Origin of the sequence: Rudaea sp., assembly GCF_036383415.1 — a bacterium.
Lineage (GTDB): Bacteria > Pseudomonadota > Gammaproteobacteria > Xanthomonadales > Rhodanobacteraceae > Rudaea.
The window spans coordinates 1-14,619 of the sequence record NZ_DASVOK010000496.1 but is presented as its reverse complement, the minus strand read 5'-3'; the positions used below and the strand labels follow the sequence as shown (position 1 = coordinate 14,619).

Genomic DNA, 14,619 nt, shown 5'->3' with positions numbered 1-14,619 from the left:
GTTCGCCTGCGTTCGCCTGGCTGACGAAAAATGCCGGAACGTTCGGCTTCGCCATGAGCTATCCGCGCGGCAACCCGCATGCACTGGCCTATGAACCCTGGCACTGGTGCTGGCGCGGCGATGACGCGGAAAGCGCGCTGCCGCCAACCGAACTGGCCGCAACCAACGACTCGCCGGCGCCAACGAACCTGCTCACGGATGCACGCTAGTACAGCGCTTGCAGTGGCATAATGCCGGCGACCTTCCCGGCCAAAGCTTCGCATGGCAACCGGCGATTCCCCTGCTTCCACTGCGATCGACTTCGAGACGCTGGCCACGCACCGGCCCTACCTGCTCAAGATCGCCCGGCTGGAACTGCGCGACGAACATCTGGCCGAGGACGCGGTTTCCGACGTGCTGACCCAGGCCTACGAGAAGCGCGCCGGTTTTGCCGGCAAGAGTTCACTGCGCACCTGGCTCACGTCCATCCTGAAAAACCACATCGTCGATCTCGTGCGCAAGCAATGGCGCGAGGAACCGCTGCCGGAAACCGGCGACAACGGCGAGCATGAGTTCGATCGACTGTTCGACGCAACGGGTCACTACACGCGACAACCGGCCGATGCCGGCAACCCTGCCGAGCTCGCGCAGCAGGACGCGTTCCTCGTCGCCGTGCAGCGCTGCATCGAGAAGCTGCCCAGGCGCATCGGCCAGTTGTTCGTGCTGCGCGAGGTGTTCGGCAGCGATACCGACGAGCTGTGTAAGGATTTGCAGATCACAGCGTCCAATGTCTGGGTTCAACTCTACCGGGCACGCATGATGTTGCGCACTTGTCTCGAAGGCACCGGTTTCGGCCGTGCGTAGCCTGGCGAGGAACCGGATGTTCCGTATCACCTGCCAGCAAGCCTCGCGCCTGCTTTCACAACAGATGGAGCAGCCGCTGCCGTGGACCCAGCGCGTTCGCCTGCGCCTGCATCTTCTTGCCTGCACCGCCTGCACGCGCGTGGCCAGCCAGTTCGCTGCGATGCGGCTTGCCATGCAGGCATGGCGTAATCGAGACTAGGCGCGGGGCCAACCAGGAGAAACGCGATGCTGCAATTCAATCCGGGCCAACTCTATTTTCTCGGCCGCGAAGCGAGCGATCGGCTGCAACAGGCGGCCAAGCTCGGCCTCGAAGGCAGCGACCAGGCCTTCGACCTGACGATCAAGACCGTGCAGTTCCACGTCGACGCGATGACGCGGCTGATGACGCAGACCAGCCATGTCAAGGACATCGCCAGCCTGCGCCAGCTCTGGTCGGAACTGTTCGAGCTGATGCGCGAATCCGTTGCCACGAGCAACGCCTCGCAGAAGCAAACCGTCGAGATGGCGCTCAAGGCAACCGAGCTGTTCTACACGAACATCTTCGAACAGAGCGCGAAGGCGGATGGCGCGAAGGCGAAACCCAAGCCGACCGCGGCCAAAGCAGCGCCGGCTCCTGCCGCGAAGAAGAAACGCTGATTTTTTCTCGTCATTCCGGCCTTCGCCGGAATGACAGAACGCTACGTGCGCGCCGCGAGCCACTCGTGGATCGCCGCCGGCACTTCGCGCTGCGCGCGGCCGGAGACGTAGATGCCGATGTGTCCGCCCTTGAACGCGATCTCGGTGTAGTCGTCCGAACCGGTGCGCCCACGCAATGCGCGCGAGGCGTCGGGTGGTACGAGGTGATCCTGCTCGGCGAAGATGTTGAGCACGGGCACGTCGAGGTTTTTCAGGTCGACCGACTTGTTGCCGATTTTCAAGCCGCCGTTGACCAGCTTGTTGCCCTGGTAGAAATCCTTGATGAACTGGCGGAACGCGGCGCCGGCCTGATCGGGGCTGTCGAAGATCCACTTCTCCATGCGCAGGAAGTTCTCGAGTTCGGCCTTGTCGTCGAGGATGTCGACGAGGCCGATGTACTTCTGCTGGTTCAGGCGCACGGGTTTGAGCATCAAGTAGCAATAGTTCATCAGGTCGGCCGGTACGTTGCCGAGCGTGTCGACGAACAGATCGACGTCGAGATGCTGCACCCAGTTCGACAGCATGTTGTCGCGCGTCTGAAAATCGACCGGCGTCACCATCGTGATCAGGTTCTGGACCTTCTCCGGGTAGATCGAAGCAAAGCACAGACTGAACGCGCCGCCCTGGCAGATGCCGAGCAGATTGATCTTGTCGAGCTTGTGGCGTTTGGCGACGACATCGACGCAGCGCTTGATGTAGCCGTTGATGTAGTCGTCGAGACTGAGATGCTTGTCGGAAGCATCCGGATAGCCCCAGTCGATCAGGTACACGTCCTCGCCCAGCGCGAGCAGGTTCTTCACCAGCGAGCGATCGTCCTGCAGGTCGACCATGTACGGCCGGTTGACCAGCGCGTAGCTGATCAGGATCGGCACCTTCGCGGTCGGCTTGTTCGGCCCCTTGAAGCGGTACAGCACGAGCTTGTCCTCGCGATACACCTCTTCCTTGTCGGTCGCACCATAGTGCACGTCGTCGAGCGTGCGCAGCACCTGCATGCCGGCGGCGATCTTCTGCTGAAATTTCTGCGCTTCCTCGTACGCCTTCTGCGGCGCGATGCGAATGGGGTTCATGTTCGACCTAACCTCCGAAAAATTTCGTCATTCCAGACACGCCGGAACGATGAGCCAGAAATCATTTCTTCTTGCTGCGCTTCTTGTCGCCCTTGCTCGGCTTGCTCATCTGCGCCGCAGCCGCGCGCAGCTTGGGCTTGCCCTTGACGCGGCGCTGCATAGCCGCGACCGCGTCGGCGAACGAATTCGCCTTCGCCTTCTCGGTCGCCTCGTTGGCCGGGCGCGGGCGCACGACGGCCACGGGCGCGCGCGACTTCGCAGCCGCAGCGCGACGCCGGACCGGTTTCGCCGCAGGCCGTGATTTCACTGCGGACGGCGCAGCAGGTTTCGCCGCGACCGGTGCAACTGCCGCTGGCTTCACTTCCACAACGGAATTCTTCGCGCCAGCCTGCGCCAACGATTTCTTCAACGCCGCGACTTCGCCGCGCAAGCTCGCGATTTCCGCCTCGACTGCGCCACCGTCGCGCACATTGCCGCCATCGCGCAATTCGCGCCGCAGGTCGTGCACGCGCTTGCTCAGGCTGTCGAGTTCGCTGCGCGTCGGCATGCCGAGTTCGCGGCTCGTGCGCTCGACTTCGATCTGAATCTGCTTGCGCACGCGCATCTGCGCATTCGCCAGCGCGCCATAGACGCGGCTGAACTCCTCCGACAGCGCGATCTCGGCGTAGGCGTCTTCCATCGCATCGACCCAGAGATCGTACAGCGCCTTGAGCGACTCGACCGTCCGTCCCGGTTCGCTGCGCTCGGCGAGCTTGCGTTCGAACAATTCGTTGCCGCGCCGGCTCGCCTCGAGCATGAGTCGGTTGTACGCACTCGACGCCTGCTGGTATTCGACCAGGGCAAGCGCGGTGCGCTGATAGTGTTCCTGATGTTCGCGCGCGAGGCCGAACGCCGGCATCTGCAGCCACGACAGGCCTTCCTTGCGCATCTGCTCGATGTAGGGCGCGAATGCCGCGGGCAGCTCGGCGAAACCCTGCGCGCCCTTGCCAGCCACGTCGCGCAGCGCTTTCGCGAACGGATTCGTCGCCGGATCGAAGCCTGGCACGCCCGTGCCGACCGCGCTGCGCACCGCATCGAGCCAGGGCTGCGCGGGATTTGCCGCGCCCTCACCAAGCGCCGATGCGCCGAACAGCGATTGCATCATGGCGACGTAGGCCTTCGCACTGTCGGTCAGGCGTTCTGCCGTCTCGCTCTGCTTGCCTGCGTCGGCGAACAGGCGCGACCATTGCTCCAAGCCCTCGTGCCACGGCGTCTGAGCAGACGGAGCCGATGCAGCACCCGCAAACGGATTGAACGGAGCAAAGCCCGCAAACCCGGCTGGCGGGGCGGCGAAAGGCGCGGCAAACGGATTCGCGCCGGCCGCGGCGAACGGATTGCCTGCGGCAAACGGAGCTGCGCCCGGCGGGGCGACGGGCGCCTTTTGCGCGAGATCGGACCAGGCGTTGAAATACTGGCGCTGCAGCGCGTCCCAATCCTTCAACCAGTCGTTCATGCTCTTGTTTTCGCTCATGCGCGCATCTCCGGAGGGAATTCGATGCTAGCACGCGTGTGCGCGTATCGCATTACGCCTGCCTGAGCGATGAGACCGCCCTTTCGTCCAAATCGCCCAACAAAAAACGCGCCGAAGCGCGTTTTTTGCGATTGCCTGGCGTGCAGCGAATCAAGCCGCGGGAGCTTCCTCGGTCACCGCCTTCATCGACAGGCGGATGCGGCCCTGCTTGTCGACTTCGAGCACCTTGACCTTGACGATGTCGCCTTCCTTGAGCTTGTCGGATACCTTTTCGACACGTTCGTTGGAGATCTGCGAAACGTGGACGAGGCCGTCCTTGCCCGGCAAGATCGTGACGAACGCGCCGAAGTCCATGAGCTTGGCGACCTTGCCTTCATAGATGCGGCCCGGCTCGACGTCGGAAACGATCTGCTCGATGCGCGCCTTGGCAGCATCGGCGGCTTCGCGGTTGACCGAAGCGATGACGATCGTGCCGTCGTCGCTGATGTCGATCGTGGCGCCGGTCTCCTCGGTGATGCCGCGGATCACGCTGCCGCCCTTGCCGATGACTTCGCGGATCTTGTCCGGGTGGATCTTCATCGTCATCAGGCGCGGAGCGAACTCGCTCATCTCGGTGCGCGAGGTCGTGATGACCTTGCCCATTTCGCCGAGGATGTGCAGGCGACCCTGCTTGGCCTGCGCGAGCGCGACCTTCATGATCTCTTCGGTGATGCCGTCGATCTTGATGTCCATCTGCAGCGCGCTGATGCCATCGGCGCTACCGGCCACCTTGAAGTCCATGTCGCCGAGGTGATCCTCGTCACCGAGGATGTCGGACAGCACAACGAACTGGTCGCCTTCCTTGACCAGGCCCATCGCGAGGCCCGCGACCGGCGACTTCAGCGGCACGCCCGCATCCATCATCGCGAGCGAGGAACCGCAGACCGAGGCCATCGACGAGGAACCGTTCGACTCGGTGATTTCCGAGACCACGCGGACCACGTACGGGAAGGCTTCCATCGTCGGCTTGACCGCCTGCACGCCACGCTTGGCGAGGCGGCCGTGGCCGATCTCGCGGCGCTTCGGCGCGCCGAATCGACCCGCTTCACCGACCGACAACCGCGCGAAGTTGTAGTGGAACAGGAACGGATCCTTCGACTCGCCTTCCGGTGCGTCGATGATCTGCGCGTCGCGCGCGGTGCCGAGCGTGACGATGACCAGCGCCTGCGTCTCGCCGCGCGTGAACAGCGCCGAGCCGTGCGTGCGCGGCAACACGCCCACGCGCACCGTGATCGGACGGATATCGTCGAGCTTGCGCCCGTCGATGCGCACCTTGCTCGCGAGCACGGAGTCGCGCAGCGTACGGTATTCGAGTTCGCCGAATTCCTTGGCGAGTTCAACCTTGTCCCACTTCTCCGCTTCGATGCGGCCGGCAAGGCCGGTCAGCACATCAGACTTGATCGCGGAGATCGCGTCGCGACGCTGCAGCTTGTCGCGAATCTGGAACGCCTGCTCGAGCTGCGTGCCGACGGCTTCCTTGAGCGCGCCGATCGCGGCGTCGTTCTTGGCCGGAGCGGTCCACGCCGACGGCTTGGTGCCGGCTTCGACGGTCAGCTCGTTGATCGCGTTGATCACGACCTGCATCGCCTTGTGGCCGAACACGACCGCGCCGAGCATGACGTCTTCGCTGAGCAGCTTGGCCTCGGATTCGACCATGAGCACGGCGTTCGAGGTGCCGGCGACGACGAGGTCGAGATCGGAGGTCTTCAGTTCCGTTGCGGTCGGATTGAGCAGGTACGCACCGTTCGCATAGCCGACGCGCGCAGCGCCGATCGGGCCCTTGAACGGGATGCCGGCGAGGCTGAGTGCCGCCGAGGCACCGATCATCGCCGGGATGTCGCCGTCGATTTCGGGATTGAGCGAGACGACCTGTGCGATGACCTGCACTTCGTTCTTGAACTCTTCCGGGAACAGCGGGCGCACCGGACGATCGATGAGGCGCGAGGTCAGCGTCTCCTTCTCGGTCGGCCGGCCTTCGCGCTTGAAGAAGCCGCCCGGGATGCGACCGGCGGAGTAGAACTTCTCGACGTAGTCGACGGTGAGCGGGAAGAAATCCTGCCCTTCCTTCGCCTTCGCCGCGGCGACCGCGGTAACCAGCACGACGGTGCCGCCCATCGACACCATCACAGCGCCGGACGCCTGGCGGGCGATCTCGCCCGTCTCGAGCGTGACCGTCTGATTTCCGTACTGGAACGACTTGGTAATTTTTGCCACGTTGGAATTCCTTGAATCGGTCAGCGAGATCGCTTGGATCCCTTCGGCCCGTGGGTCCCGCGCAAGCGGAAGTCCGTTTTCGAGCCTTGAAAATGGATCATCCCGGCATGCGCCGGGATGACGGGTGGTGTTGCTTAACGGCGCAGGCCCAAACGCTCGATCAGCGTCTTGTAGCGCTCCGCATCGGATTTCTTGAGATAGGCCAGCAGACTGCGACGCTGGTTGACCATCTTGAGCAGACCGCGACGCGAATGATGGTCCTTGTCGTGATCGGCGAAATGCTTGGAGAGGTGTTCGATGCGCGCGGAAAGCAGCGCGACCTGTACTTCGGGGGAGCCGGTGTCGTTCGGCGCGCGGCGATAGTCGGCAATGACCTTGCTGGTCTGTTCGACGGAGAGAGACATGATGTTTACCTGTGTTATGTTGCGTACGGCGCGGTTCAGCCTTCGAAAGCTGTGTGTCCGCAAGCGCGAACCGCGTTAATGGACGACGTGGCCTCAAGCGCGATACGCCGCGCAAGTGCCTAATCGGCTTTGAAAAAGCTCCCCATTATAACCGGTTTTTCGGCAAAAGGTGCAGCCTGACGGGTTTTGCGCCCAAAGAGACGGCGCGCCGCTTCGGCGCGCCGTCGGTGGTGGTCAAGACCACCCGGATCCATCCGCTACTACTGCGACGAACTCGAGGTCGAATCCTCGCTGCAATGCGCGGGACCGCCCGGGTAGTTGCCGTTGTTGTACATGTCGAGAATCGCCGCGTCGCTGATGAACTGCTGCCGCAACGCGTTGTTCGACTTCAGCGCACCGACGTATGCAGGCGTATTCGTCGGGTTGCTGAACAGGCCAAAGGCCTGGCTTATCGCGGACTGCACCTGCGCCGGCTGCGAGGCGCCATTGAGCTGGTTCAGGACCGCCGCTTCGTACTGATGCGCCAGCACCCAATACGCGTTGCCACCGGCCGGAGTGGTCCAGAACGCCTGGTACCAGGACTCTCCGCTGTAGAAGAACGTCGTGTCGGGTCCGTTCAGCAGCAGCAGATTCCAGGTCGGATCGGACTTCGCCGGGCCGTACTTGCTGTGCGTCTTCCAGTAGCCTTGGGTCAGCGTGCAGCCTTGCGCGCAATCGCGGTTGGTGATGTTGATCGTAGCCGTGCTGCTGCCGGTCGCGCCGGTCGTGTTGGTCAGGAAACTGGCTACGTTCGGCACTGCGATGGTCTTGCAGGTACCCAGGGACGGATCCCAGGTGAAGCTTGCCGTGTAGGTGAGGGTCTTCGACCAGCTGCCTCCACCTGACGGAGCACAAATGGACCCGCCGAGCGCCGCAGGTACGCCGCCATTGAACGCGTCGGAAAGAGTGATGCACTGGTCGACCAGGTTGGCAGGCGCGCCGAACGTGACCGCCGCCATGCCCGAATACTGTGTCGATCCGGCCGGTGTGCCGACGCCGTTCGCGTCGTAGTGATAATTCTGCTGCGTCGCCGTGGCCACATTGGTCCGAGCGGTCTCGTCAGGCAGGCTGCCCGAATAGGTGCACAGCAAAGAACCAGCGGCAGGCACCGTCAAAGACGGGCAGTTGACGCTCATGTTCAGCGCTGTGGAAACCACATCGATCACGCCGAGCAACGTCGCACTGCGACTCGGATCATTGTTGCTGATCGTGATGATGCCGCTCACCGCCTCGGTGTTGTCGCTCGACGTGGCGCTGACGGTGACGGCATAACCCAACGTCACGGTCTGGTTCGCCGACAACAGCAGCGCGTCCGGGGTGCCATCATTGTTGGTGTCGATCGTCAGCGCGGGTGAGACGTACGATTTGGTTATGGTCCAGGCCCAGGCGCGATTGAAGCTCGTGTTGGCGGTCTTGCTGACCGCGAGGCTGTAGCAATTGACCACGACCTCCGCGCTGGCCGGGTTCACGCCGTTCGCGGTCGTCGACACGGTATTGTCGAACGTGTAGCTGTAGGTCGGCTTGTTGCCCTGCCCCGTGCAGTCGAACGTTTTGCCGTAGGTCACGCTGCCGGTGCCGGTGAACGTCCACGGCGCACCGGTGGCCCCGGAATCGGAGTCGGTTACCGTGATCGAATCGTTGATGACCGTGCCGGGCGTAGTGAACGTCGCGGTCGCCGACGCGGAACCACCGCCGACGTTGCCGCTGGTCGTCACGGTGACCGTATTGACTTTCGAACCGCCGGCGCTGACCCCGCTGACCACGATGGGACCATAGCTGCAGGTCTCCGTCGCATGCGCGGCCAGCGTCCCGGTCGCACAGCTCAGGCTGATCGGCGTGCCGTCATTGAGATGGTCGGTGATCGAGGTGATCGTGGCCGCAAACGGCGCCGGATTGGTGATCGTGACCGTGCCGCTCATGCTGAAGTTCGAATCGACCGGCGCGCCCTTGGTCGCAGTGACCGTGTAGAGCACATCGCCCGAATCGCCGTTGAACAGATTGAGCGGCGTCGGCGACACCGACTTGGTCAACGTCCACGGATAAGTGCGCGTGAAGGTCGGATCGGCGGTCTTGCTGACCTGCAGGTGATAGTCGTAACAGAACACCATGTGGCTGAAACCGCAGCGCTCGTTGTTGGCGTTGCCGCAGAGCAATGGTGTAAGCAGGCCGCTGTCCGAGGTCGCATCATTCGACTCGTTGTCCTGGCCGTTGATCGTCGGATCGTAGACGTAGATATAGGCGCCATTGCCGCCCTTGACCGCCACCGCGTCGATGCCGGTACTGGCCGACCAACTGACCTGACTCGTCGACGGATCGAACGTGATGTGGAATGTCGTGCCGTCCGGCGCAGTGAAATCGCCGGCGCTGGGTTCGTCGACCGCGACGGTGGCGTCGATGCTGATGCCGTACGACGCAATATCCGCATTGATGTCCGAGCAAGTCGTGACATTGACGCCGTCGACGACGATCGGACTGACCCCGTCCGCACTCGGCGGATCGGCAGCCAGCACAGCTCCACTGAACAATAGCGCCAGTGCCGCGCACAGGCGGCCGGCTCTCGTGCGAAAAGTTCCCATGACTTGAGCTCCCGAAAGGTCCGCGGCCGTGGCTGTTTTGGTTGCACGCCGGCGGACGATTGGTATCGCTCGGCAGTCCGGCCATCCAGGCTTGCCCTGGATCCGTGGCTTTGCGTCGCCGGCTTGCGCCGGGTTTGCTCTTTTCGAGACCGTGAACTTCCTGTTTCCCAACTCCCGTTTTCAACAGAGCGAGCGCCGCCCGCCACGTCTCACTTGCGCGGACGCGTATGCTTGAACGCTCGTCTCAAAAGCCCGATACGGGGAATACAGGCGGCGATTACTGCGCGCGGGAAACGCGATGCACAGCGCCGCCGCGCCTCAAGGAGGCACGCCCGTGCGATGGAAGAAGGCAGGCATGACCAGACCCCTGCTCAGGTCTGCGGCCGGAAGATCAGAATGCAGAAATGCCGTAGGCCAAGTGGCTGTTCTCGGCAACCCGGCCATCCGAAGCTCCGCTTCGGACCCGTAGCTTTGCGGCCCCGGCTCGCGTCGGGTGTGCTATTTGCGAGTCCTCGCAGACTTCACGAAGGAAACGAAACAACGCGGTCGATCAACCGGAGCGTCAACGCATCACGACAGCGCAACGTCGTGCCCCTTAGTGCCCGCAATTTTGCTTCATCCGTGAACCGCCTGCGTGTTCGCTGCGCCCCTGTTCCATAGCAGCAAGCCCCACTTCAAACCCATTCGTCAGGCCCTTGCAGCCCAAATAATGAACAGGGTTACAACGATCAGTGATGTATATCACAAAAAAGGCGGGACATCAATTCGACTGCGCCGCTGCAAAACCGCGCAGGATGCGCACTGCGCCGGCATCGTCGATCGCTATGAGCGCGACCGGGCCGCCGCCGCGGCCGAACGCACATGCGTTCTCGGTGGCAACGGCGCCATCGATGCTCAAGGCCTGCCCGTGGCGCAGGCGCGCCTCCTGGATTTCGTCCAATTCGAATCGGGGCATTGCCTGCAGTCCCGACTCCAGCGGCAGCAGCAAGGAATCCAATTCATCGCCGCGTGAGAGAGCCTGCTCGAGTTCGGCGAGCGTATGCATCGCAGGCTGCTTGAATGGCTCGACCCACTCGCGGCGCAGCGCGGTCAAATGCGCTCCGCAACCGAGCTTCTCGCCAAGATCACGCGCGAGACTGCGCACGTAGGTGCCCGAGGCGCATTCGACGTGCAGCGTCAGCAGATCGCCGCCGCGCTCCACCAGATCGAATGCGTGCACCTCGACCTCGCGCGACGGCACCTCGACTTCCTCGCCGCGCCGTGCACGCTTGTACAGCGGCACTCCGCCCTGCTTGATCGCCGAATAGGCCGGCGGGATCTGCACGATGCGCCCGCGCAACCCAGCGAGCGCCGCCTCGATCTGCGCATCACCCAGTTCGGGAACCGCACGCGTGCGCACGACCTCGCCTTCCGCATCGTCGGTCGTCGTCGCCACGCCGAGCCGGCATTGCGCCGCATAGGCCTTGCGCGCGCCGAGCAGATAGCCTGCGATCTTGGTCGCCTCGCCGAAACAGATCGGCAGCAGCCCGGTCGCGAGCGGATCGAGGCTGCCGGTATGGCCGGCTTTTTTTGCGCGAAACAGGTGCCGCGCTTTTTGCAATGCCTGATTCGAACTCAGGCCCGGCGGCTTGTCGAGCAGCAGGATGCCGCTGATGTCGCGAAATTTGTCTTTCGAACTCACGCGCAAGACCACTCCGTCGCCTGTTCTCCGCCCCGCGGAAAGCAGGCTACGGCTTTTCGCGCAGCAAGGCTTCGATGCGCTCGCCACGATCGAGCGAATCGTCGTAGCGGAAGCGCAGTTCCGGCACGCGACGGATGCTCATCGTGCGCGACAGCTCGCGACGGAATTCCTTGGCGAGTTCGTTGAGCGCCTTGACGCCGTCCTTCGCCGTGTCGGGCAGCAAGGCGGTGACGAAGATCGTGGCCACATCGAAGTCCTTGGTGACTTCGACATCGGACACGCTCATCGATGGCAGTGCATTGTCGCGCACGGCTTCATGCACCATCGTGCCGAGCAGGCGGCGCAGTTCGGCGGAAAGCCGATCGGAACGGTTGAAGGATCGGTTGGCCATGCTCAATGCCTCTTGCTTGCGGCCGTATCGCGGCCGAGTTCGCGGTCGAAGAAACGCGCGACGACGGCATACATCGCCTTCGACTCGGGCAATTCCGGATCGGAGAAGAACGAATGCCACATGCCTTCCCAGACATGCAGTTCGGTTCTCGCACCGGCCTCGGTCAGCAGTTCGTTGCTGCGCAGGGCCGCGCTCATCGCGAAGTCGCGCGAACCGGAGACCAGCAGCGTCGACGGGAATTTGGCCAGCACGTCGCGTGAGCTGCCGGGCAAAACCAGGGGATTCGCGGGATCGGCGCCCTTGAAATACGACAGCGCGGTCAGCGGAAACGCCTGCTCGGGCACGGGTTCGCCCATCAACAGATGTCCGGTGTAGGCGGAATCGCCGGCGAAATCGACGACACCGGCGCAGAAGATGCCGATCGCCCCCGGCGCGGGCAGGTCTTTCGTCTGCAGCCACGCGGTCGCTTCCGCGGTCAGCGCGCCGCCGGCCGAGCAGCCGTAGATGCCGATGTTCTGCGGCTTGTAGGTTTTCAGCAGCTCGCGGTATACCTTTTCCACATCCTCGCTCGCGGCGGGGAATGTGTGTTCGGGGCCTTGGCGATAGTCGACCGTGATCACCTTGATCTTGCCGACGCTCGCGACCGGAATCGCCTCGACGAGGCCGCCCGAGCCCGCACCCCAGAGGAACGCGCCGCCGTGCAGGTTGATCAGCACGCGCTGGGCGTTGTGCGCGTCGACACCATCCTTGGGCGTCACCACTTCGGCGGCGACGCCAGCGAATTTCTGCGCTGCAATCTCGACCGGATAGAGCTTCTTCATGCGCTCGGCGCGGTCGCTGTTGATCTTGTCGTAGAACGCGCGACTGGCCTGGATGTCCTGGCCCAGTGGCGGTGCGGCCTTGCCTTCCTTGAATATTCCGCCGAAACGCGCGAGCGCTTCCTTCGATGCGAAAACCGAGAACGGGAAGCGCGCGGCCGGCGAGGAAACCGTGCCGGTCGCATCGATCTTCGGCGCATTCTCCTGAGCCTGTGCCGCCACGGCGAAGAACAGGGTGAACAACACGGACGATGTGAAGCGGCGAGAAATCATGATCAGCGCGCGTACTCGCGTAGTGGAATGGAACACGATGCAATCTTACGCCGTCATTCCGGCGAAACCAGAATCGGCAAGAAAAAGGGGCGATGGCCGCCCCTTTTTTCTCTGTCGCGGAGTGACTTTACAACGTCCTCGCCACTTCGATGCGCTCGAAGCATTCGATCTGGTCGCCCGGTTTGACGTCGTTGTACTGCTTGACGCCGATGCCGCACTCCATGCCGTTGCGCACTTCGTCGACGTTTTCCTTGAAGCGGCGCAGCGACTCGAGCTCGCCCTGGAAGATCACGGTGTTGTCGCGCAGCACGCGGATCGGCTTGTTGCGCTTGACCGTGCCCTCGATGACCATGCAGCCCGCGATCGCGCCGAACTTGGACGAGCGGAACACATCGCGCACCTGGGCGACGCCGATGATCTCCTCGCGGATCTCGACACCGAGCAGGCCCGAAGCAACCTGCTTCACCTGATCGATCACGTCGTAGATGATCGAGAAGTAGCGCAGGTCGAGGCCGTTGGTCTCGATGATCTTGCGCGCGGACGCGTCGGCGCGGACGTTGAAGCCGATGATCACTGCCTTCGACGCGGCGGCCAGCGTCGCGTCGGACTCGGTGATGCCACCGACGCCCGAGCCGATCACGTTGACCTTGACCTTGTCGTTGCCGACCTTGGTCAGCGCATCGCGCAGCGCTTCGGCGGAACCCTGCACGTCGGCCTTGACCACGAGGTTGAGCGTCTGCGCGCCCTCGCCCTGGCCCATCTGCGCCATGATGTCTTCCATGCGGTTGCCGGCCAGCTTGGAGAGTCGCGCATCGCGACGCTTGTGCTGACGTTCGAGCGCGACGTCCTTAGCCAGACGCTCGTCCTGCACGACGATGAAGTCGTCGCCCGCCTCGGGCACGCCGGAGAGACCCAGCAACTGCACCGGAATCGACGGTCCGGCCACATCGACCTGCTGGCCGCCCTCGTTGAACAGCGCGCGCACGCGGCCGTATTCGACGCCGCAGACGATGAAGTCGCCCTTCTTCAGCGTGCCCTGCTGCACGAGCACGGTCGCGACCGGGCCGCGACCCTTGTCCAGGCTCGATTCGACGACGACACCCGAAGCGCGGCCGTCACGCACCGCGGTCAGTTCCATCACCTCGGCCTGCAACAGGATCGCGTCGAGCAGGTTGTCGACGCCGTCGCCGGTCTTCGCCGATACCGGCACGACCGGCACATCGCCACCCCATTCCTCGGGCACGACTTCGTGCTGGACCAGACCCTGCTTGACCTGGTCCGGATTCGCCTCGGGTTTGTCCATCTTGTTCATCGCCACGATGAGCGGCACCTTCGCAGCGCGCGCGTGGTTGATCGCCTCGATCGTCTGCGGCATCACGCCGTCGTCGGCAGCGACGACGAGAATGACGATGTCGGTCAGCTTCGCTCCGCGCGCACGCATCGCGCTGAACGCGGCGTGGCCCGGCGTGTCGAGGAAGCTGATCACGCCCTTGTCGGTCTTCACGTGATACGCACCGATGTGCTGGGTGATGCCACCGGCTTCGCCCGAGGCAACCTTGGTGCGGCGGATGTAGTCGAGCAGCGAGGTCTTGCCGTGGTCGACATGACCCATGATCGTGACCACCGGCGGACGCGATTCCCTGTCGCCGACGATCTCGACCCTGGCCAGCGTGTTCTCGGCGTTGTCCTCTTCGAGGCGGACGGCGCGGTGGCCGAGCTCCTCGACCACGAGCACGGCCGTGTCATGGTCGATCGGCTGGTTGATCGTCGCCATCACGCCCATCTTGAACAATGCGCGCACGACGTCGGATCCCTTCGCCGCCATCTTCTGCGCGAGATCGGAGACGAGGATCGAATCGCCGATCGCGATGTCACGCGTGACCGGCGCGGTCGGCCGCGAGAATCCGTGCGGGCCGCCCGACGGCGAGCGCACCTGCTCGACGACGCGGCGCGGCTTGCGCTTGATCGCACCGCGGCGCGCATGACCTTCGTCCGACAGATGCAACTCGGCGCCGAAATAGCGGCGGCCGTCGTCGCCAGGGACGTCGTCGCGCATCTGATGCGAGCCGTGCTTTTTGTGCCGGTTGGC

General features: G+C 63.6%; 13 protein-coding genes and 2 riboswitches. Of the genes, 4 read left to right on the top strand and 9 right to left on the bottom strand.

What is annotated here, in order from left to right; genetic code table 11:
* From VF497_RS18020 to VF497_RS18005, 4 genes are all read left to right on the top strand, one after another.
* A partial coding sequence (locus tag VF497_RS18020; RefSeq protein WP_330891361.1) for a D-alanyl-D-alanine carboxypeptidase family protein occupies window positions 1–209 on the top strand: 209 nt, incomplete at its 5' end.
* Window positions 210–261: 52 nt separating this feature from the next.
* On the top strand, window positions 262–843 hold the full coding sequence (locus VF497_RS18015; protein ID WP_330891359.1) for a sigma-70 family RNA polymerase sigma factor: 582 nt from the start codon (window positions 262–264) through the stop codon (window positions 841–843).
* 16 nt (window positions 844–859) lie between these two features.
* A complete protein-coding gene (locus VF497_RS18010) occupies window positions 860–1,042 on the top strand; it encodes a zf-HC2 domain-containing protein (RefSeq protein WP_330891357.1) in 183 nt (60 codons plus the stop codon).
* A gap of 26 nt (window positions 1,043–1,068) precedes the next feature.
* Window positions 1,069–1,479, top strand: a complete 411-nt coding sequence (locus VF497_RS18005; protein ID WP_330891355.1) for a hypothetical protein — start codon at window positions 1,069–1,071, stop codon at window positions 1,477–1,479.
* A 41-nt stretch (window positions 1,480–1,520) separates the two neighbouring features.
* Here VF497_RS18005 and VF497_RS18000 read toward each other — a convergent pair whose 3' ends face one another.
* The 9 genes from VF497_RS18000 to infB all read right to left on the bottom strand — a co-directional run.
* Window positions 1,521–2,585 carry a class III poly(R)-hydroxyalkanoic acid synthase subunit PhaC gene (locus VF497_RS18000; protein WP_330891353.1) on the bottom strand — a complete coding sequence of 355 codons (1,065 nt, stop codon included), beginning with the start codon at window positions 2,583–2,585 and terminating at the stop codon, window positions 1,521–1,523.
* Window positions 2,586–2,646: 61 nt separating this feature from the next.
* Window positions 2,647–4,095 (bottom strand): class III poly(R)-hydroxyalkanoic acid synthase subunit PhaE, encoded by a 1,449-nt coding sequence (gene phaE, locus VF497_RS17995; protein ID WP_330891351.1) that lies wholly within the window; start codon window positions 4,093–4,095, stop codon window positions 2,647–2,649.
* A gap of 150 nt (window positions 4,096–4,245) precedes the next feature.
* Window positions 4,246–6,348, bottom strand: a complete 2,103-nt coding sequence (pnp, locus tag VF497_RS17990) for a polyribonucleotide nucleotidyltransferase (RefSeq protein ID WP_330891349.1) — start codon at window positions 6,346–6,348, stop codon at window positions 4,246–4,248.
* Window positions 6,349–6,482: 134 nt separating this feature from the next.
* The gene (gene rpsO, locus VF497_RS17985; protein WP_330891347.1) at window positions 6,483–6,752 is read right to left on the bottom strand and encodes a 30S ribosomal protein S15; all 270 of its coding nucleotides are present in this window, start codon (window positions 6,750–6,752) and stop codon (window positions 6,483–6,485) included.
* Between the two features lie 260 nt (window positions 6,753–7,012).
* Window positions 7,013–9,367: a hypothetical protein gene (locus tag VF497_RS17980; RefSeq protein WP_330891345.1), complete on the bottom strand. Its 2,355-nt coding sequence runs from the start codon at window positions 9,365–9,367 to the stop codon at window positions 7,013–7,015.
* Between the two features lie 68 nt (window positions 9,368–9,435).
* Window positions 9,436–9,516: riboswitch (cyclic di-GMP riboswitch) on the bottom strand.
* A gap of 278 nt (window positions 9,517–9,794) precedes the next feature.
* Window positions 9,795–9,877, bottom strand: a riboswitch (cyclic di-GMP riboswitch).
* A 250-nt stretch (window positions 9,878–10,127) separates the two neighbouring features.
* Window positions 10,128–11,048 carry a tRNA pseudouridine(55) synthase TruB gene (truB, locus tag VF497_RS17975; RefSeq protein ID WP_330891343.1) on the bottom strand — a complete coding sequence of 307 codons (921 nt, stop codon included), beginning with the start codon at window positions 11,046–11,048 and terminating at the stop codon, window positions 10,128–10,130.
* Window positions 11,049–11,094: 46 nt separating this feature from the next.
* A complete protein-coding gene (rbfA, locus tag VF497_RS17970; RefSeq protein WP_330891341.1) occupies window positions 11,095–11,439 on the bottom strand; it encodes a 30S ribosome-binding factor RbfA in 345 nt (114 codons plus the stop codon).
* A gap of 2 nt (window positions 11,440–11,441) precedes the next feature.
* Window positions 11,442–12,566 (bottom strand): alpha/beta hydrolase, encoded by a 1,125-nt coding sequence (locus VF497_RS17965; protein WP_330891339.1) that lies wholly within the window; start codon window positions 12,564–12,566, stop codon window positions 11,442–11,444.
* A gap of 91 nt (window positions 12,567–12,657) precedes the next feature.
* A partial coding sequence (gene infB, locus VF497_RS17960) for a translation initiation factor IF-2 (protein ID WP_330891337.1) occupies window positions 12,658–14,619 on the bottom strand: 1,962 nt, incomplete at its 5' end.